This window comes from Pseudomonas sp. GL-B-26 (assembly GCF_019947405.1).
Lineage (GTDB): Bacteria > Pseudomonadota > Gammaproteobacteria > Pseudomonadales > Pseudomonadaceae > Aquipseudomonas.
On record NZ_JAGYGJ010000008.1, the window covers coordinates 65,278 to 84,294 of the forward strand.

Consider the following 19,017-nt stretch of genomic DNA (forward strand, 5'->3'; position numbering starts at 1 on the left):
CCTCCGTCAAAAGGGGGGGATTGTAATTCAGATCGTAACCACCGGGTGTTCCGAGCCGAACGAATGCCTTTCGAACGTCACAAAGCCCTATTGCGGCTGAAACGTCTGAAGGTACGCCAACAGATTTTCAATCTTTTCCGGATCGCTGAGCCCCCAGAAAATCATGCGGGTGCCGGGCACCACTTTTTTGGGAGCTTCGAGGTACGCAGTCAGCGTTTCGCGGTTCCAGACAATGCCGGCGGATTTCATCGCATCGGAATATTGGTAATCCGTGGTGCTGCCCGAAGGGCGTCCAAAAATGCCATTGAGCTGCGGCCCGAATGAACCGCGTGCCGACTCCCCGACCTGATGGCAGCCACCGCATATCCGCTTGAACAGTGTCGCACCCGCTTCAGCATCGCCGGCCGCGTGTGCTTGCGCGCCGCATAATCCAGCATTGAGCACCAGGGCCAAGGTGAGTACGGCGGTTTTCTGCATGTTCTGCTCCCAATCAACTGTGGCTTGGCGCAAGTGAATCAACTCGCACCCGGTTGAAACTTCCTCCTGTACGCCGCTGGCAGCAGACCCACTCGCTGGCGGAACAGTCTACGGAACGAATTACCGTCTTCGTAGCCCACGGCGTAAGTAATGCTGTCGAGTGTCATGCGGGTGGATTCAAGAAGCTGTTTTGCCTTCTCCAGACGCAGGGTTTGCAGGTAGGTAATGGGCGTGTAACCGGTGGCCTCCTTGAAGCGCCGTTTGAAGTTCCTGACGCCGAACCCGAATTGCCGGGCGACGTCATCAATCAGCAGCGGCTGTTCGAAGTGTTCCTCCAGCCAGTGTTGAACCCGCAGGATGTCGCCATCCCCATGGTTCTTCGGCAATGACCACATGACATACACCGATTGCTCGCTGCGCACAGCGTCGACCAGCAAGTACTTGCCGCACTTTTTCGCCAGTTCCAGTGAAGCGAACCGGCGCACGAGGTGCAGCAGAAGATCCATGGCGGCACTCGCGCCCCCGCACGTGATCACGCGATTGTCCTCGCAGAGGATCTGCGTCTCCTCCAGACGGACCTCGGCATACCGACGACGAAACAGGTCTGCAAAGGCCCAGTGCGTGGTAGCACGAACGCCATCCAGCAGGCCCGTTTCGGCCAGCATGAACGCCGCCGTACACATCGACGCCACCACGGCACCCTGCGCATGCTGTTGACGCAGCCATGGCCCGTAAGCTGAAAAGGCCGGCAAGGCATCCTTCAAGGTGAAGAGGAATCCGGGGATCAGCACCAGGTCGGTTCGCGGGATCTCGCCGGTGGACAGGTCCACGCGCAACGTCTGCCCTCCCCACGCGGCGACATCACCCCCCTCAAGCGAGGCGATGACCACTTCAAAAGGCGCGCCGGCCGTGTCGGCGAACAGGTTGGCGGCGCTGAGCACTTCCAGGGCCATCGTGGCGCTGGCGGCAGAACATTGATCCGCCAGTAAAAGCGTGACGTGCATATATGATCCAATTGCGCTTTTCGCATGAAAAAAGTCATTTGCGCACCTACCTTACCCGATCCTTCCTCCCTAAAGTGCACCGGTCATTCCATCATCGGCGTACTTATGAATCTCTGGTTCCGACTTTTCCTCATGCTGTTTCGTCGTCCATGGCGCAAGCCGGTTGACGCCCTGGCCACCACCATCGTCCACATGCGCGTCTGGCCGCTTGATCTCGACCTCAACCGGCACGTTACCAATGGCCGGTATTTCACCCTGGCCGATATCGGACGCATGGACTACGTGCTGCGCAGCGGTGCATTCCGGGTGGCGCTGCGTAACAAGGCCGTGCCTATCGTTGGCGATACTTGGGGCAAGTTTCGTCGTGAGCTGAAACTGTTCGAAGCGTTCGAGATTCACACCAGGATGCTTGGCTGGGACCACAAGTGGAGCTTTATGGAGCACCGCTTCGTGAGCAAGGGACGCGTGGTCGGCGTCGTGGTGATGCGGGGTCTGTTCCGCTCTGCCAAAGGCACCGTTCCACCTGGCGAGTACGCCCGGGAACTGGGCTTGGCTGAACAGTCACCGCCGATGCCGGCGTGGCTGACAGACTGGTCGCAAAGCTGCAACGACATGAGCCGTGAGCTGCGAGAGGAAGAAGGACAGCCTGCTCGACGCCCGCAGACCGTCGAATAAATTCGGCGCTCCCGCTATCCGCTGACAGCCTCAAGCGCACGCTCTATCCTGTGCACCCCGAATCTACGCTTGCCACAATTTCACCGGAGACATCAGTGCCGCCCCTGACCGCCCGCGAGGTTTACCAGCAATTGCGCGACGCCGCGCTGGAAGTTCGGCTTCTAAAGCGCCTCGACGAACAACCCGAGCCGGGCCAGGTGCAAGTCGATATCGAGGGCTGGCGTCTGACCCTCGACTTCGACGGCAATCACCTGCGCCACTGCCAACGTTGCCAAAGCCCGGACGGTCGCGAGGGCGTGCTCGACAGTTGGCAACGTTACGGCACCGATCCGGTCAGTTTGCTCAGCGTCTGGGAGCTGGCGCAGATCGAGCGCCTGAGCACAGCTCAGGTGATCAAAAGCGCGGTTTGACCGCTTTCCACTCCGGCTTGTAACGCTGCATCTGTTTCACGTCATCGCGCTGACGAATGCCGCAAGTCAGGTACTGGTCGTGCAGCTTGCCCAGTTGATCGTGATCCAGCTCCAGACCCAACCCGGGCGCGCGGGTGATCTTCACGCAGCCATCGACGATGGGTATTTTGCCGCCCTTGATCACCTCTTCATCCGGTTCCTGCCACGGGTAATGCGTGTCGCAGGCGTAATCCAGATTGGGCACCGCGGCGGCGACATGCGCCATCGCCATCAGGCTGATGCCCAAGTGCGAGTTGGAATGCATCGACACGCCAAGGCCAAAGGTGTCACACATTTTCGCCAGCGCCTGGGTGTCGCGCAGGCCGCCCCAATAGTGGTGGTCGGCGAGGACGATCTGCACGCTGTTCAAAGCAACACTGCGGCGGAACTCATCGAAATCGGTGACCACCATGTTGGTCGCCAGCGGCAGGCCGGTACGCTTGTGCAGTTCGGACATGCCGTCCAGGCCCGGCGTCGGGTCTTCGTAGTACTGCAGGTCATCGCCCAGCAGTTCGGCCATGCGAATCGAGGTTTCCAGCGACCAGTTGCCGTTCGGGTCGATGCGCAACGGGTAACCGGGGAAAGCCTTTTTCAACGCCTTGATGCACGACACTTCGTGCTCCGGCGGCAGCGTGCCGGCCTTGAGCTTGATGCTCTTGAAACCGTTGGCCTCGATCATGCGCCGCGCCTGGGCGACGATCTGTTCTTCGTTCAGCGCCTCGCCCCAACTGTCGGGTGTGTAGGGTGAGTCGACGTGCTGGGCGTACTTGAAGAACAGGTAGGCGCTGAACGGAATCTCGTCGCGAATCGCACCGCCCAGCAAGTCCACCAACGGCACGTTCAACGAGTGCGCCTGCAAATCCAGGAACGCCACTTCGAACGCCGAATACGCATTGCTCACCGCTTTGCTGGCATGGGAGCCGGGCGCCAATTCCGCTCCGGCAATGCTCGCCGGTTTGTTCGCCGCCACCGTGGCCTGCACGATGCGGCGCAGCTGATTGAGGTTGAACGGATCAAGGCCGATCAACTGGTCTTGCAGTTGCCGCTGGATCAGCAGCGCCGGAGCGTCGCCGTAGCTTTCACCCAGGCCAATGTAGCCGTTGTCGCTTTCAATCTCGATGATCGAGCGCAGCGCAAAAGGTTCGTGGATACCACTGGCATTCAGCAGTGGCGGATCACGGAAAGCGATTGGGGTGACGGTGACTCGTTTGATTTTCAAGAGGCTGCTCCCTTTGAACCTGAACTCAAAGCTTGATGACTGATGGATTTTTCAGGTGTTGCGACGTCGCCACGCGGTGCCGTGCGAGCGAAAAAGATCACCACGGCCGCGACCAGTGACGTGGCCGCCAAACCGTAGAGGCCGCCTTCGATGGAGCCGGTTTTTTGCTCCAGGAAACCGAACGCTGTCGGGGCGACGAAACCGCCGAGGTTGCCGATGGAATTGATCAAGGCGATCACCGCAGCGGCGATGCGAGCGTCCAGATAACCTTGCGGAATCGGCCAGAACAATGCCGAGGCGGCCTTGAAACCAATGGCGGCAAAACAGATGGCGACGAAGGCAAAGATCGGCCCGCCGGTGGTGGACATGAACATGCCGAACGCGGCGATCACCAGGGTCAAGGCCACCCAGGCTTGCTGGTGTTTCCATTTGCTGGCCATGGCGGCGAAGCCATACATCGCGATGATCGAAATGATCCACGGAATCGAGTTGAACAGGCCCACCTGGAAGTCGCCGAGGTTGCCCATTTTCTTGATCATGCTCGGCAGCCAGAACGTGGCGCCGTAGATGGTCAGGGCGATGGAAAAGTAGATGAAGCAGAACAGCGCGATCTGCTTGTCGGCCAGCAGCTTGAACATCGACGGCTTGACTGTCTGTGTGGCTTCGCGGGCCTGTTGTTCCAGCGCGATGGCGTCAACCAGTGCGTCCTTTTCTTCGGCGCTCAGCCATTTCGCCTCGCGCGGATGGGATTGCAGCCAGAACCACACGAACCCACAGAGCACGATCGAGGCAAAGCCTTCGATCAAGAACATCCACTGCCAGCCATGCAGGCTGAAACCGCTGACATTCAGCAGCGCGCCGGAGACAGGACCGGAGATCACCGAGGCAATGGCCGAACCGCTGAGGAAAATCGCCATGGCCTTGCCACGGTCGGTCGACGGCAGCCATTGGGTGAAGTAGTAAATGATGCCGGGAAAGAAGCCCGCTTCGGCTGCACCGAGGACAAAACGCAGCACATAGAAGCTGGTTTCGCCGCGCACAAACGCCATGGCCATCGCCGCCGCGCCCCAGGTGAACATGATGCGCGTCAGCCAGGCGCGAGCGCCGTAGCGTTGCAGCAACATATTGGAGGGGACTTCGAAGATTGCGTAACCGATAAAGAACAACCCGGCGCCCAGGCCGTAGGCGGCTGCGCCAATGCCGAGGTCGGTTTCCATGTGGCTGCGCACGAAGCCGATATTGACGCGGTCGATGTAGTTGACGATGAACATCACCACAAACAGCGGCAGCACATGGCGCTTCACCTTGGCCGCTGCGCGGGCGAGCACATTCGGGTCCGGCGGACTCTGGAGGGTATTCAAGGGGCAACTCCCGATCATTGTTTTTTTAGGGACGAGCCGATCATGGACGCGCACATTGATCCCGTCTAATCTAACTTGGCATTCGATTGATACCTGGATTAGATCAATGTTCGAACTGACTCAACTGCGCTGTTTCACCACGGTGGCGACCGAACTGAATTTCCGTCGGGCCGCCGAACGGTTGAACATGACTCAACCGCCCCTCAGTCGACAGATTCAACTGCTGGAACATCACCTGGGTGTCGAGCTGTTTACCCGCACCACCCGCAGCGTCGCCCTGACCGCCGCCGGCCGCGCCTTCTTCATCGAAGCGCAGAACCTGCTGGAGCGCGCCCAGCAAGCCGCCGTCACCGCCCGCCGTTTTGCCGAGGGCGACATCGGCTCAGTCAACATCAGCTTCGTTGGCAGCGCGGTGTATGAATTCCTGCCCAAGGTCATCGCCGAAGCACGGCTCAAACAGCCGCATGTGAAAATCGACCTGACGGAGATGAACACCTACCAGCAGCATGAAGCGCTGCGTGCGCGGCGTATCGATCTGGGCATCGTTCGAGCACCGTTGCTGGAGCCGGGATACGCCACCGAATGTCTGGTGCGCGAGCCGTTTGTGTTGGCGGCGCCGAGCAGTCATCGGCTGGCGAGCGCAGAAACCGTGTCGGTCAAAGACCTTGATGCGCAACCGTTCCTGATGTACTCCCACGCTGCCTACCCGCCGTTCAACGAACTGCTGACCGGCATGCTCCGCTCTGCCCGCGTCGCCCCGGAATACGTGCAATGGCTCGGTTCATCGTTGACCATCCTGGCGTTGGTCAACGCCGGCATGGGCCTGGCCCTGGTGCCTCGCTGCGCCACCAGCGTGGTGTTCAAGAACGTAGTATTTCGCGAAATCGATCTGGGCGAAGGTGTGCAGAGCGAGCTGCATTTGATCTGGCGCGAGAACAATGACAACCCGGCGTTTGCGATGTTGCTGGAAGGCATTCGAAGGGCTGTGCGGGAGGGATGGGGCGTTTGAGTTTGTCGTTGCCTGGCGTTTCTTTGGGCTCATCGACCACGTTGGTCAGTAGCGGCCCTTCGCGACCTACAACTATCGGCCAGAAGCTGCCGGTCATCAGCAGCTGTTACCGATTGGCCTTTTTCAGCGAATCGGGTACTAATTCACCTGCTGTCATGCAGCATTTTTTGGTTCTCGATGCCACCCGTGCCCCTCGAACATCTATGGCAAGGATTAAGGATGAAAAATCAAGCCATACTGCCGACTCCAAGTGGAGTTCTTAGAGCTCTCATTACCGTATCTGGTTATCGCCCGCTCTTCGAAAAAAATGGGTTTGATAAAGACCTCGATGACCAGGCCACGGAAAATCGGCAGGGCAAAAATTTCGATTTACTTGAGGATTGTCAGGAGCAATGGTTTAGCGCCATCCGTGAAGATACGGGTGCCGAATGGAGCATTTTGATCAAGTCGGCATGGAATAGGCACAGCAACCTATTACGCTCTTTGGCGCGCAACACCGATACCACTGGCATGCTTTCGGAGCGTGCCCAACCTGTCGTACTCAGACTGCTGGTGATCCCTGAAATTTCAGGTGCGATTCGGCGGGCGAGCCAGGAGCTACCAATGCTGGATGTACAGCAGTGGTGGGACGCCCCCCTCTACTATTGGCTAAAAGCCGCGAACCTACATAGTAGAATTCCTGAAAAGCAGTTGCTGGAGCGGCTTGCCAATCACTTGGATATAGATGAACGCTCACTAGAACGCTGGCAGCAGGGCGCCACTATTGGCAAAGGGTTGTGGCCCTATCGCGCAACGCTTAAAGCTCTGTTTGCAGGTAGCCACCTGACGGCAAGGCAGGCCGAGCGGCTCACTGGCTGGCTGGTTATGGTAGTGGCGCTGCAATCCTTGCCAGCTGAACTGCGTGATAGCGTCAAACGCGATTTCTTCATGCAAAGTCAGCAGTCACTGAGGACGGAGCAGCAGTTCATTACTTACTTGAAACGTGAAGCAGCAGATCGCCAAAGCCTTATTGAACGCGAGCAGATTGCCCCTGTGCTTAACGATCTAAATAGCTTATTTGCCGATGCAGTAGGCAGCCAACGGCTCATTCGTGATCGTCTCGACTGGCTTGGTGCGCTGTGTGAGCGCGGCACCCCCGCGACTCGCGCTGCCCATAAACATTTATGGCTGGGGTTATCCGCAAGGCTGGCCGCAAATCTTGGAGAAATAGAGCTTGCCCTCAAACTCTATGCTGCGGCATGTAAAGCTGCATGGTGGCGCGCTGGCCCTCACCAGCATGTATTTATCCATGAAGCCCTTTGCTACACCGTTGGAGTGGGTGACCAGATTCAAGCAAACCATTTCTGGGACAAATGCTTTTTGCTGGGCTTGAACGATGCGCCGAAACGGGCGTTGGATGAACAGGGAATGCGCCTTATTTCATTTGAGTTCGAGCGACTGTTTGCGTCACAGAAGGCCAAACGGAAGATTCCACCAGCCATCCGCTTCGAGGTAATGGAAAAGCCATTCGCTCTGTCATCCAGAGATATGGAGAAGCCCAACGCACTGCGCAAGCATGCCGATGGGCGAGTCCGCTATACGCCTCTGATGAATGCAGTGCTACGGGGTGAGCTTGAGCACGTCATAACACTCGTGCAGGCAGGCGGCGATCCGAATGTGTACATACCTGAGTCTGGCGAGAATGTTTTGATCATGGCCCTGCGCCGCGCCGAGGATCGGAAGGATCCTGTCATTTTGCAGTACCTGCTGACGTTGGATATCAGCCCGGAAACAGCCAATCGTCCGGCTTCGACTAAACGTGAAACACCATTGAAGATCGCCATGAATATGGCCGATGCAAAGGTTGTCGAGCGACTTATCGAGCTTGGCGCCGATGTAGAACAAGCCTGTTTCAACTCACCCAGCGCTTTGGTTTATGCCATGGCGCTGCTCAATGACAACATCCATGTGAGTGATCCAGCACAGTTGAAGGCCTATCTTGAGGGGCGTGTTCCGGCCGACGCTTTCGATGCCAAGAACGGTGCCATTCTGGATTGTGAGCTGTCTGCTCAACGCCTGGGCGTACATGCGATGCTTGCGGACCCACGAAAGAAAATGATCTTCAAGGCCGTAGCGCAGTATTACAACCGGACCGCCGATGAGCGTCTTAAGGTGGTCATGACATTGCTGACGAAGGGAGCAGATCCAAATCGACGCTATCCAGACATCAACGGCCATCGCGACCTCTGGACGCCTACCTTGTTCGCCGCACAGCTTGGTGATCTTGATGTTCTCAAGGCCATGATCGAGGCCGGGGGGAACCCCTGGCTTTCGCTAGAAGAGGACAGTCCCGGGGACGAGAAAAATGCGCTTTGGGTCGCTGTCATATACAAGCGGCAAAACGTGATCGAGTACTTGCTGACGCTGTTGCCTGAGCGCGCCACACACTGATCATGCATTTTCGGGTTTTTCTTTCGGCTGGGTGTCGGGCTTCAGCAGACGCCTCTGTTGCATCGTGCGCGCAAAGCCACGTAACAGGGGAACCACCATGTATTTCAGTAAGAACAAGGACATCAACCAACTCGTGCTGGAACTGCTCCAGCTTGGCTGGAGCTATGCCAAAGGGCGGCACTACAAGCTCTTTCCTCCCAATGGCTGCGGCATGGTTATTGTGCCGGGCACGCCTGGGGATCGGCGCGCTTTTCAGAATTTTCGCCGTGATGTGAGGCAACGCCTACGCGGCCATACCGAACGATACCGGCACGCCCGCCAGGAGCTGATGCCATGAGGCCGGTAATCTTGGTTTCACTGGATTGGCGTCGACCACAAGACGGTAAAACCGGATTAGGTAACGCCTCTATCGCTGCGGCTTTGCGCGCAGCGGATGTGCCATTTCAGATCATCGACGCGCAAGTTAATAGCCCAGCTTTCTCACTAGAGCAGGTACTCGCTAGTTTGCTGCAAGCCATCAAGCAGGCTGGCCCTGGCTGCCTGGTTGGCTTCGGTACTTTTGTATGGAACGACTCCGAGGTTCACATCCTGATTAACTTAATTCAGGGCACCGGTGCAGTGGTTATTCTTGGCGGGCCGCAGATCTCTTATATGGCCAGAGGCCAACTGGAAAACACTTACCCGCAAGCGAAGTATTTCGTTCGTGGCCAGGGCGAGATGGCCATGGTTGCACTGGCCTGCGGTACCGCACCCGATGACTGCGGTATCCATGTCGCCGGCACTCCCGATCAGGGCCGCAAGGCAGATCACGATCTGCTGACCTTACCCTCACCTTACCTGTATGAAACAGCTGAACTGCAGAGCAACATCCGCTGGGAAACTCAGCGCGGCTGCCCTTTCAAGTGCTCATTTTGCCAGCACCGCGAGCCAGGCAAGCGCCTCAAACATCAATTGTTCGATGGCCAGCGACTGGAAAAAGAGCTAGCGATGTTTGCCTCCGCGAAGGTGAAGCGCATCTCTGTGCTGGATCCGATTTTTCACAATGATGCAGAGCGCGCCATTCAGATCCTGAGCAGTATTAAAGCGGCGGGTGTAACTGCCCATCTTTCTTTGCAATGCCGCTTCGAGACATGTACCTCGGACTTTCTGGATGCACTCGTGGGACTCAATGTCACCCTGGAGTTCGGACTGCAGACCACAGTAGAGGCCGAATACCGGGCGATCAAAAGGCCCAACCACCTGGATATCGTTTGCAGCCGAATCCGTCAGTTACATGAACGGCAAATAGACTTCGAGGTTTCGCTGATTTATGGCTTGCCCAATCAAACACTGGACAGTTTCCGTAACAGCGTCGATTGGTGCTTGCAGCGGCGAGTGCCTCGGTTGAGAGCCTGGCCACTGATGCTGCTCAGGGGAACACCGCTTTACGAGCAGAAACAGCTTTATGGATTCAGGGAAAGCGACGACCAAGCTATTCCCATTGTGGTCTCCAGCAATAGTTTTTCTGATACTGAGTATGCCGAAATGGCTCGCATTGCCCAGTTGCTGGAGGCAAATTGAAATGGCGGGATTTGTTGCTATTGAGGGCCTCGACGGCGTAGGAAAATCTACGGTACTGAACCGGCTAGCCGAGCTTTTATCAGGCCACGCGATGAGTACACCAGGACCTGCGCTGCGTAGTAGCCGCCAAACAATACTGAAGGCCTTTGCCCATGATGAGCTGGCTAAAGCACTCTTCTATACAGCCAGTGTATCCAGTGAAGGGAGGCAAGCGCGACGCCTAGCGGATCGTGGTGAATGGGTTTTTATGGATCGCTACTGGGCCTCTACTCTTGCCTATGCAAAAGCTCGCGGTGTATCGGCCGACCTGGAGGCTTTGGGCAAAAGCCTGATCCAGCCAGACATCACTATCCTACTTCTGCTCGACGAGCAGGAGCGGCAAAAAAGACTTCATGCTCGTGGCGCAACTGCTGAGGATCTTGAAACCCTGGACCCAAACTTCCGTCAGTGCGTACTCAGCGAGCTAAATGCCCGCGCTGACATAGTTATCGACATTACCGACCTCGACGTAACTGGCGTGTCTAAAAAGTTAACCCAAGCCATCGAGGGGTACTGCCTCTGAGCTGAAACGCCACGAACTATCTAAGGAGCCGGATCGGCTGCTTTGGGTCGATTGGTGCCTGTCGCGAAGGGCTCCACTCGACCCATAGCAGCCTGTCAACGACCGCGGAATAGACCACGAAAACCCCTTGGATGATGGCCAGCGCAGCAGATTGCCAATCTGAACGAAGTTCAAAGAACTGATCTAAGCTCAGCTGCACTAGGGCTCAGCCCTGCAATTGCGACACCGCAGTCCAAATTCTCTGTGCCGACGAGAAAGGAGCTAGCAATGAGCAAAGGATTTCAGTCCGCACCTTTTATCGTCTTGGCGATGGTTTGGCTTGAACCTGGCGTCGCTGCTGATAGCCAGGCAGAACTAGCCAAACAATCCCTGAACCCGGTCGCTGCGCTATACAGTTTGCCGATTCAATACAACTGGAACCAGAAGCTCGGCCCCAGCGGTGAAGGGTATCAGAGCGTTACCAACATCCAGCCGGTACTGCCCTTCAGTCTTAACGAGGAGTGGAACCTGATTTCCCGCACCATCCTGCCCGTCATAGATCAGCATGGCCTAGTCCCCGGCGGGATTGCCGACAAATCAGGTGTGGGAGACACCACTCAAAGCTTCTTTTTTTCGCCTAAACAGCCCACCGCCAGCGGTTGGATCTGGGGAGCAGGCCCAGCCATATTGGCCCCCACCGGCAGCGATGACCTACTGAGCAACGAGCAATGGGGATTGGGGCCGACGGTGGTGGCGCTCAAACAAAGCAATGGCTGGACCCGCGGCATTCTGGCCAACCACATCTGGTCGCTGGAAAACAGCCCGCCGGATGACAAGGACAAGGTCAATCAGACATTCCTGCAGCCCTTCTTCAGCTTTACCACTCATACCTACACCACGTTTGGCATAAATACCGAGTCCACTTACGACTGGCAGACAAAGGAATGGTCTGTGCCGATCAATCTGTTCGTTACCCAATTGTTCAAGGTGGGTCACCAGCCCATGAGCTTACAAATGGGGCCGCGCTATTGGGTTGATAGTCCCGAAAATGGCGCCGAAGGCTGGGGATTTCGAGTCGCGTTTACGCTGTTGTTTCCCAAATGAGTGCCGTATTGAGCAGACGTTTCAAGTGGCCGCTATGGGCCGCTAATTACGATCAACTGTTCTCGAAGCCAAATGTCCCGCAACACCGCCGAGTAAATGTTACGGATACGGAACTGAATCTGACCTGCATCTCGTATTCATCGTGGCGATAAGACGCACAAATAACGGGCACGATCTTAGCTGCGCAAGGAGATGCTGGCTTATTGTGATCTACACTCCCTGGGCGTGTGAGTTTGCGCTTCGCCGCAGGATTTACTTAGTCGCTACTGAAAAAAGTCGGGAGGGTTTCAGGCATTCAGATTATTTTACCGTGGCCATGAAGGCTCACGGTGCCAGCTTGCTCAAAACTAACGAGGTGGAAATGAACAGGAAGTCTAACCGGGGCTGGACAATGGCTGCGGCGGTCGTCGTCGTGGGTTCAACGCTTTTCGCAGGGTGTGCGGGCAAGAACGATCCGATCGCGCAGGCAGACAAGGCGGATGTGGCCAAGGGTGTGCCCGCGCCGAGTCTGGAGCAAACCAAGACGATCGCCGAGGAAGGCTTTATCTACGGCTTGCCGCTGGTCATGAACTACGCCGTGATGAACGAATTCGCGGTGGACTCCAAGTCCAGCCAGTTCAAGGCACCATTTAACCAATTGCACAACGAGCATCGGGTTTCTACGCCCGCCGATACGGCCGTTATTACGCCCAACAGCGACACCCCGTACTCGATACTCTGGGCCGACCTGCGCGCAGAGCCGCTTGTGATCACCGTGCCAGCCGTCTCCAAAAAGCGCTACTACTCGGTGCAACTAATCGACGGCAACACCTACAACTACGGCTACATCGGGAGCCGGGCAACTGCCAGCGCGCCCGGGAGCTATCTGATCGCAGGCCCCGACTGGAAGGGTGCGACACCTCCAGGCATCGAGAAGGTGTTCAACGCCACGACCCCCTTCGCGCTGACGCTGATCCGGACCCAGCTGTTCAATCCGGCCGACATGCCAAATGTCGAGAAGGTGCAGGCGGGCTACAAGATCCAGCCGCTGTCCGCCTTCCTCCATCAACCCGCGCCGCCCGCTGCGCCGAAGATTGCTTTCGTGCCGGCCACCACGGATGGCATTAAGGCCAACTTCTTCGAGTACCTGTCGGCCGCGCTGCAGTATGTACCGCCTTCGGCTGACGACAAGGAAATCCGGGCCAGGCTGGCCAGCATCGGCGTAGGCCCCGGCCGTAGCTTTGAATTCAAAGACCTCTCGCTTGAGCACAAAACCGTGGTCCTGCTGGGGATGAAGGCCGGCGACGAGAAGGTCGACAAGTTTCTCTCGAGCGGAATGAAAAATATCAACGGCTGGAACGTCGGCGCGTTCTTCGGCGACCAAGCGTTCTACCAGTCCGACTGGCTGATGCGTGCCGGCGCCGCAAAGGGTGGCCTGTATGGCAACGACGCCGCCGAGGCGACGTACCCCTACACGCGCACCGACGGTACCGGCCAGACGCTCGATACCAGCAAGCGCAACTACACCCTCACCTTCCCAGCCGGCAAACTGCCGCCCGTCAATGCTTTCTGGTCGGTGACCATGTACGACGGCAAGAGCCAACTGCTGATCAAGAATCCGCTCAACCGCTACCTGATCAATTCGCCGATGCTGTCGGCCATGAAAAAGAACGCGGATGGTTCACTGACGCTTTACATCCAGAAGGATTCGCCGGGCAAGACCAAGGAGTCCAACTGGTTGCCGGCGCCTGACGACACGGCCTATCTGGTGATGCGCCTCTATTGGCCGAAGGCCACGCCACCTTCGATTCTTCCCGCTGGCGAAGGCAGCTGGCAGCCACCGGCGCTGGTGGTATCGAAGTAGTGTGACCCACTGCTGACACTCGCTGTAGGTCGATGTCGGCCAGTGCTGCCTTTTTGCCAATAGCTGCCAATCATATTGGCCGGTCGCTGCCTGAAGCCAAAGGCAAGAAAGCCCGCTCAATGGCGGGCTTCGTAATCGGCTTTTCCTATGGCTCGTGGTCAAAACTCTTGCGGAATTCGTCTTCAAAGCTTTCGACAAGTTTCTTCAATTACGCTTTTCCCGATTTCCGGGCCGGAATAGCTGTTTACTTCCTGGCGGCATAGTTCGGTGGCCTCTCGGGCCTGCATTATTTCCTTGTCTTCCAACCTGTTACTGACAAAAAAACCGAAAGCCAAGTACAAGGTGATGGCGATAATGGTTCCGACGAGGACCTTGCTGACAGGGCCCATTCTCTTTTCTGATGGTAGTGGCCCCCTGGGCGGGATTTGTATTTTCTGCCTGAGGTCGGATTGGCAGTGTTTGCATAAAATGGCTTCAGCCATGATGACTTCCGCGCAGTATGGAGTGTGTAAAAACGCTTCGTCAAAATTGAAGTTTGCGCGTCTATGCGAAATCTGAAAATTATCGGCTGCTCAGCCGAACTGGATTTTGCGTAGAAACGCGATTTTCAGTCCAACACTGGGCTCCAATCGCGCTGAAAAACGTTTTTACACAGCCTCGACCGATAGCGGACGCCCAAACGGCAGAGGAGAGTGAGCAAAATCGCGCCTCCCGCTCTTTCGCCAAGCCTGACGAGGTAGCAACCGGAGAAAATTGGCGCCGAAAGGCCTAGCACCGTTGCTAACGTGTAACCGACTTACCCGTACATGTATAAAAGGCCGTCGATCAGTTCCAGTTCCTGTTGCGTGAAGTGCACGTTGTTAAATCGCCGAATGTCTTCGAGCACACCTCTGATGGGAACTTGCTGCGATGGATCCTGAACGATTTCGATCAGACGTTCGTAATCGGGATCTATTCCCCTGAGGTATTTTTCGATTAGTTCTTTGAGTGATAAACGAGTCTGCTGGTCTGTTAGCACTTTTTATTTCTCCGGCAAAATAGTGACTTCATCCACCGTAATGACAGAGGGATTGCCCGGTTTTGGGATGAGTTGTTGCGAGTCACCCGTTCCGTATTCAGGGGGCGCTTTGGTGTTTGCGATCACTCACTATAGGTGGTGTGGCGTGCGAAACAGGCCAGAACTGTCTGGGCTCAATGTCCATATTCAACGTAGGGGTCCAAGTAGAAACCTTGCGTATCCCAGTTGATTCGATAAATCACTTCTTTCCCTGGCTTGATGTTGGCCGCGACAGTTTTGATCGCGACACCAGCACATAATCCAGACTCGGCGAGCCCGGTGCCGAGGTTCACTTCACCGGCAGGCAAAACGAAAGATGCCTTCTGGCCGGGACCAATCTTGGCTGCGCGCTGACCATCAATGTAGAACACGACGTCACATCCCGCACCGACAAACCCGTCATCACGGAGAATGGTCAGGCGTCCCGGATCTTTCGAACCCTGGCTTTTGAACGCGTACATCTCATTGGCCGGCACTGGCCGCGCTTCAGAAACCCGCATAGGTGATGTTGCGCAACCGCCCAAGGCCAGCAAGAGCGCCCCCGTTGCGATAATCCTACGCATAATTTTTCCCTCCTGAAAAAGGGCGAATGTATCAGAGCGTCATACTGCTTTGCTTCATAAAGCCATTCGCCAAAATCACCATCGCCAAGTACTACCAAGAGTGTCTGCTTTTGGTCGAAAACAGCCCCTCGCGAAGGGCCGTAATCGGCCGCTTGGGCTCTGGTGTACTCGCTTCGGCCTGCATCAGGGCCGAGGGTGTGGATGTTGAGACGCTAGCGGAAATTATCCGCGATGTCGCTGAAACTGCCTGGGATGAGCACATCACGGTCGTCGATGCTTCATACGTGGAAATGGGTAGTGCGTGACCCAAGAGTGGACGGTCGACCTTCGCTCCCGAAGCACGGGCAACTATCGGCCAAAAGCAGCTTCTGACGACGAACCCGGCCGTTGCACAGTGGTCCAAACTTTTGACAGCGTCGCGACTGATCAAAGGCCTTGGGCCTGCTTCATTCAAAAGCGACGCGTTGCAATTCACACACATCAGGGTGCGCCGGATAACGTTCAGTAGGTTCGGATCCTGTCTGGTGCAGGCGCTGACTGCTGCTCCCATCCCTGCTCCCTTACCGGAGTACGAAAATGACTCAGTCAATGCGCTTCTTCCTTTCGATCTTCCTCGCCACAGCATCGTTGGCATCAGCGAGCCTTCTGAACAATGCAGGTGCGGCAACCGCCGAGGACCTGAATGCCGACTCCCGGCAAGCGTTGCAAACGCTTTACAAGACCTCCCCATCTGCCAAAACCATTTCGCAGAATGCCAAAGCGGTGCTGGTCTTCCCGAAAATCATCAAGGCCGGCCTTGTGTTTGGTGGCAGCTATGGCGAGGGCGTGCTGATGAAGGGCTCGCAAGTAGAGAATTATTACAACTCCGTAACGGGCTCCTGGGGACTACAAGCAGGCGCCCAGTCGTATGGCTATGCGGTTTTCCTGATGACCGACAAAGCCGTGGACTTTCTACGTAAAACCAAGGGTTGGGAAGTCGGCGTAGGACCCACCGTTGTAGTGGTTGATGAAGGGGTGGCGAAGAATCTGTCCAGCACGACAGTGAAGCACGATGCCTACGCGTTCATATTCGACCAGCAAGGGTTAATGGCCGGGGTCAGCATCGAGGGAACGAAGATTTCCCTGATCAAGCGCTGAAAGCCTGTCCTTCAAGGGATCTGTCTTTAGACGCGTGCCACGTGTCCCCTCTACCAAGGCGTCTTGTGTACCAGGCAAGACGCCCCTTTTGGACAGGATGCACGGCGAAATTCCTGGATTGTTGAGCGCTATCACCGTCTCGCCAAGAGGGGGCCTGATGAACCTTCTAACCCGATGTAAGGGTGCATGTATTGCTCTGGTGCTAGGCGTGGTTGTGCTCCTGACATTTGTGATTGGCTCCAGTGCTTTGCCGAGGATAGTGCCGGACATGGCTCGCGCGCCCTCTGCGCCAGTGCAACTCGACGGGATAAACGGACCTCTGTCAGCCGAGCGCAGCAAAGCCATTCTCGACCGACTCAAGTCCACCGGCGCAGAGACCAACATCTTCGATGTGCACCTCGCCATCGAAGAATCCATCTCCGGTAGCCCGCTAACGGAAGGAAACAAGGTCGACTTGCTGCAGGACGGCCCCAGCACCTACCAGTCGATGATCAAAGCCATTGAAGCTGCGCGCGACCACATCAACATGGAAACCTACATCCTCGAAGATGATGAAGTCGGTCAGCGTTTCGCCGCCGCACTGATCGCTCAGCAACACAAAGGCGTACAGGTCAATCTGATCCGTGACAGCGTCGGAACCCGTGGAACACCCTCAGCGTTTTTCTCTCGATTGACCGAAGCGGGCATCAAAGTTCTGGAGTACAACCCCATCAATCCGGTGACGGCCAAAGCCGGCTGGGACGTGAACCAGCGCGATCACCGAAAGCTGCTGATAGTGGACGGCCGTATTGCCTTTCTCGGCGGGATCAACATCAGCAGCGTCTATTCGGGGAGCTCGTTCAGCTCACACTCGAAGACGCGTCCCAATGGTGATTTGCCCTGGCGCGATACCGACTTGCGCATCGAGGGGCCGGTGGTGGCGGAGCTGCAGAAGCTGTTCATCGGAACCTGGACGGCCCAGAAAGGTCAACCACTCGAGGCTCGTCACTACTTTCCGCCACCTGAGCGCAAAGGCACCGAGGTGATTCGCGCCATCGGCAGCTCGCCAGATGAGCCGTTCAGCCAGATCTATGCGACGTTGATTTCGGCGCTGCGTAGCGCGCAGACCGAGATATGGCTGGCTAATGCGTACTTTGTGCCCGACCCGCAGCTGCTGGCGGCACTCAAGGAGGCGGCAGCACGTGGCGTGGACGTCAAACTGGTGCTGCCCGGCAGCACCGATTCGTGGCTGGTGTTCCATGCCGGACGCGCCTACTACAACGAGCTGCTGGAGGCCAACGTCAAGCTTTACGAACGCCGTGACGCGCTACTCCACGTCAAGACTGCAGTCATCGATGGCGTGTGGTCGAGTGTCGGCTCCACCAACCTCGACTGGCGCAGCTTCGTGCACAACGATGAAGTCAACGTCGTTGTGCTGGGCACCGGATTTGGGAAAAAGATGCAGGCGGCATTCATGGCTGATCTGGCCAAGTCGAACGAAATCAAGCTGGAAAAGTGGCAGCGCCGCTCGCTCGCTTTGAGAGCCAAGGAGCAGATGGGACAACTCTGGGAATACTGGCTATAAGTCGAGTGTCGCGGTTGCGAATGAGCAACGGAGCGCTGTGTGTTGCGCAATGGAATTGCGAGTAAGGTGCAGTACCTTGTGGTTGTAACTCTCACGTTTCGCAATTCATTCAGGTTGAGAGGTGGACTTCATGAACAACATCATCTACATCGTCGGGTTAGTTGTGATTGTCGTGGTTATCCTGTCGTTTCTCGGGTTTGCATAGAGTCCAAGAGCGTCTCGATTCGTCGATTGTGATCTCGTATTGGCAAGGCTGTACCCCGCATCGCGAGGTACAGCCTGGTCGCGCTTGACCTATTTGGCCTTTAGAAACTCAACCGTTTGCGCCGTGCTCCACAGGGCATTGGCGATGTAGCGATAGTTGATCAGTGCGGCAAGGTAGCCATCACCTTCGGGGGTCGTCGGGCCGGCGGTCGCGTCCCGAACCACGGCCACTTCAAAGCCAAGCTCCAGCAGTTCGCGCAGATGCGACTCGACGCACAGGTTCGCCGCCATGCCCGCCAATATGATTTGCGACACACCGTGCTTGCGCAGCTGAAGCGCCAGGTCATTGGTTTCCGGGCCGTACACCTTGTGCGGTGAAGCAATGATGGTTTTGCCGTCGAGGATGTAGGGCTTGTACTCGGGCATGAAGTCGGCACCGGAGTTCTCGAAACCGTCGAGGGTCAACGGCCCCTTGCGATCGAACATGCAGATGCTGTGCATGACCTTCTCGAGCGGTCCGCCGAAATGCCAGTCGTGGTCACACGGATAGTAGTAGTGCGGCGAAACGGCGACGGTGATGCCGGCGGCCTTGGCGGCGGCGAACAACTCGCCAATGTGTTTGACGGTATCGTGCTCGACGATGCTCTTGCCAAATACACTCCAGCTCACGCCCTCGGGACTTAGGAAGTCGATCTGTGGATCAATGACCACCAACGCGGCCCGTGAAAGGTCAAGCTGCATGCCGGGATCCGGCAGCGCAGGCTCTGCCGGGTCTGCATACTGAGGGGCGATGGTCGTTGGATGGTTGCTCATGACAGTG

At 56.8% G+C, this 19,017-nt stretch carries 19 protein-coding genes; 12 read left to right on the forward strand and 7 right to left on the reverse strand.

The window, feature by feature from the left end; translation table 11 throughout:
* Nucleotides 1–87: 87 nt before the first annotated feature.
* Nucleotides 88–477: a c-type cytochrome gene (locus tag KGB23_RS07325; RefSeq protein WP_223430493.1), complete on the reverse strand. Its 390-nt coding sequence runs from the start codon at nucleotides 475–477 to the stop codon at nucleotides 88–90.
* A 38-nt stretch (nucleotides 478–515) separates the two neighbouring features.
* On the reverse strand, nucleotides 516–1,481 hold the full coding sequence (locus tag KGB23_RS07330; protein ID WP_223430494.1) for a GlxA family transcriptional regulator: 966 nt from the start codon (nucleotides 1,479–1,481) through the stop codon (nucleotides 516–518).
* Nucleotides 1,482–1,586: 105 nt separating this feature from the next.
* Between KGB23_RS07330 and KGB23_RS07335 the strand changes: the two genes are divergently transcribed.
* Complete coding sequence (locus KGB23_RS07335; RefSeq protein ID WP_223430495.1) at nucleotides 1,587–2,156, forward strand: acyl-CoA thioesterase; 570 nt, start codon at nucleotides 1,587–1,589, stop codon at nucleotides 2,154–2,156.
* Nucleotides 2,157–2,251: 95 nt separating this feature from the next.
* Nucleotides 2,252–2,566 carry a hypothetical protein gene (locus KGB23_RS07340; protein WP_223430496.1) on the forward strand — a complete coding sequence of 105 codons (315 nt, stop codon included), beginning with the start codon at nucleotides 2,252–2,254 and terminating at the stop codon, nucleotides 2,564–2,566.
* Here the strand turns inward: KGB23_RS07340 and KGB23_RS07345 are convergent.
* Both KGB23_RS07345 and KGB23_RS07350 read right to left on the reverse strand, forming a co-directional pair.
* The gene (locus KGB23_RS07345; RefSeq protein WP_223430497.1) at nucleotides 2,550–3,824 is read right to left on the reverse strand and encodes a glucarate dehydratase family protein; all 1,275 of its coding nucleotides are present in this window, start codon (nucleotides 3,822–3,824) and stop codon (nucleotides 2,550–2,552) included. The two genes, KGB23_RS07340 and KGB23_RS07345, sit on opposite strands and share 17 nt — an antisense overlap.
* Complete coding sequence (locus tag KGB23_RS07350) at nucleotides 3,821–5,185, reverse strand: MFS transporter (protein WP_223430498.1); 1,365 nt, start codon at nucleotides 5,183–5,185, stop codon at nucleotides 3,821–3,823. Before KGB23_RS07350 ends, KGB23_RS07345 begins: the two co-directional genes overlap by 4 nt.
* Before the next feature lie 106 nt (nucleotides 5,186–5,291).
* Between KGB23_RS07350 and KGB23_RS07355 the strand changes: the two genes are divergently transcribed.
* From KGB23_RS07355 to KGB23_RS07385, 7 genes are all read left to right on the forward strand, one after another.
* Complete coding sequence (locus KGB23_RS07355) at nucleotides 5,292–6,194, forward strand: LysR substrate-binding domain-containing protein (protein ID WP_223430499.1); 903 nt, start codon at nucleotides 5,292–5,294, stop codon at nucleotides 6,192–6,194.
* Between the two features lie 219 nt (nucleotides 6,195–6,413).
* The gene (locus tag KGB23_RS07360; RefSeq protein ID WP_223430500.1) at nucleotides 6,414–8,624 is read left to right on the forward strand and encodes an ankyrin repeat domain-containing protein; all 2,211 of its coding nucleotides are present in this window, start codon (nucleotides 6,414–6,416) and stop codon (nucleotides 8,622–8,624) included.
* 97 nt (nucleotides 8,625–8,721) lie between these two features.
* Nucleotides 8,722–8,961: a hypothetical protein gene (locus KGB23_RS07365; RefSeq protein WP_223430501.1), complete on the forward strand. Its 240-nt coding sequence runs from the start codon at nucleotides 8,722–8,724 to the stop codon at nucleotides 8,959–8,961.
* Nucleotides 8,958–10,184: a B12-binding domain-containing radical SAM protein gene (locus KGB23_RS07370; protein ID WP_223430502.1), complete on the forward strand. Its 1,227-nt coding sequence runs from the start codon at nucleotides 8,958–8,960 to the stop codon at nucleotides 10,182–10,184. Before KGB23_RS07365 ends, KGB23_RS07370 begins: the two co-directional genes overlap by 4 nt.
* Before the next feature lies 1 nt (nucleotide 10,185).
* Nucleotides 10,186–10,746 (forward strand): dTMP kinase, encoded by a 561-nt coding sequence (locus KGB23_RS07375; protein WP_223430503.1) that lies wholly within the window; start codon nucleotides 10,186–10,188, stop codon nucleotides 10,744–10,746.
* A gap of 267 nt (nucleotides 10,747–11,013) precedes the next feature.
* The gene (locus KGB23_RS07380) at nucleotides 11,014–11,829 is read left to right on the forward strand and encodes a transporter (protein ID WP_150656222.1); all 816 of its coding nucleotides are present in this window, start codon (nucleotides 11,014–11,016) and stop codon (nucleotides 11,827–11,829) included.
* Between the two features lie 391 nt (nucleotides 11,830–12,220).
* Nucleotides 12,221–13,672, forward strand: coding sequence for a DUF1254 domain-containing protein (locus KGB23_RS07385; protein WP_223430575.1), 1,452 nt, complete (start codon nucleotides 12,221–12,223; stop codon nucleotides 13,670–13,672).
* A gap of 182 nt (nucleotides 13,673–13,854) precedes the next feature.
* Here KGB23_RS07385 and KGB23_RS07390 read toward each other — a convergent pair whose 3' ends face one another.
* Nucleotides 13,855–14,154, reverse strand: coding sequence for a hypothetical protein (locus KGB23_RS07390; protein ID WP_223430504.1), 300 nt, complete (start codon nucleotides 14,152–14,154; stop codon nucleotides 13,855–13,857).
* A gap of 709 nt (nucleotides 14,155–14,863) precedes the next feature.
* On the reverse strand, nucleotides 14,864–15,292 hold the full coding sequence (locus KGB23_RS07395) for a hypothetical protein (RefSeq protein WP_223430505.1): 429 nt from the start codon (nucleotides 15,290–15,292) through the stop codon (nucleotides 14,864–14,866).
* Between the two features lie 26 nt (nucleotides 15,293–15,318).
* On the opposite strand from KGB23_RS07395, the gene KGB23_RS07400 reads away from it, so the two are divergent.
* From KGB23_RS07400 to cls, 3 genes are all read left to right on the forward strand, one after another.
* Entirely contained in the window at nucleotides 15,319–15,597 is a 279-nt protein-coding gene (locus KGB23_RS07400; protein ID WP_223430506.1) for a hypothetical protein, read from the forward strand.
* Nucleotides 15,598–15,868: 271 nt separating this feature from the next.
* Entirely contained in the window at nucleotides 15,869–16,429 is a 561-nt protein-coding gene (locus tag KGB23_RS07405; protein WP_223430507.1) for a YSC84-related protein, read from the forward strand.
* 268 nt (nucleotides 16,430–16,697) lie between these two features.
* Nucleotides 16,698–17,993, forward strand: coding sequence for a cardiolipin synthase (cls, locus tag KGB23_RS07410; RefSeq protein WP_223430508.1), 1,296 nt, complete (start codon nucleotides 16,698–16,700; stop codon nucleotides 17,991–17,993).
* A 294-nt stretch (nucleotides 17,994–18,287) separates the two neighbouring features.
* Here cls and KGB23_RS07415 read toward each other — a convergent pair whose 3' ends face one another.
* Nucleotides 18,288–19,010: a cysteine hydrolase gene (locus tag KGB23_RS07415; protein ID WP_223430509.1), complete on the reverse strand. Its 723-nt coding sequence runs from the start codon at nucleotides 19,008–19,010 to the stop codon at nucleotides 18,288–18,290.
* Nucleotides 19,011–19,017 lie beyond the last annotated feature (7 nt).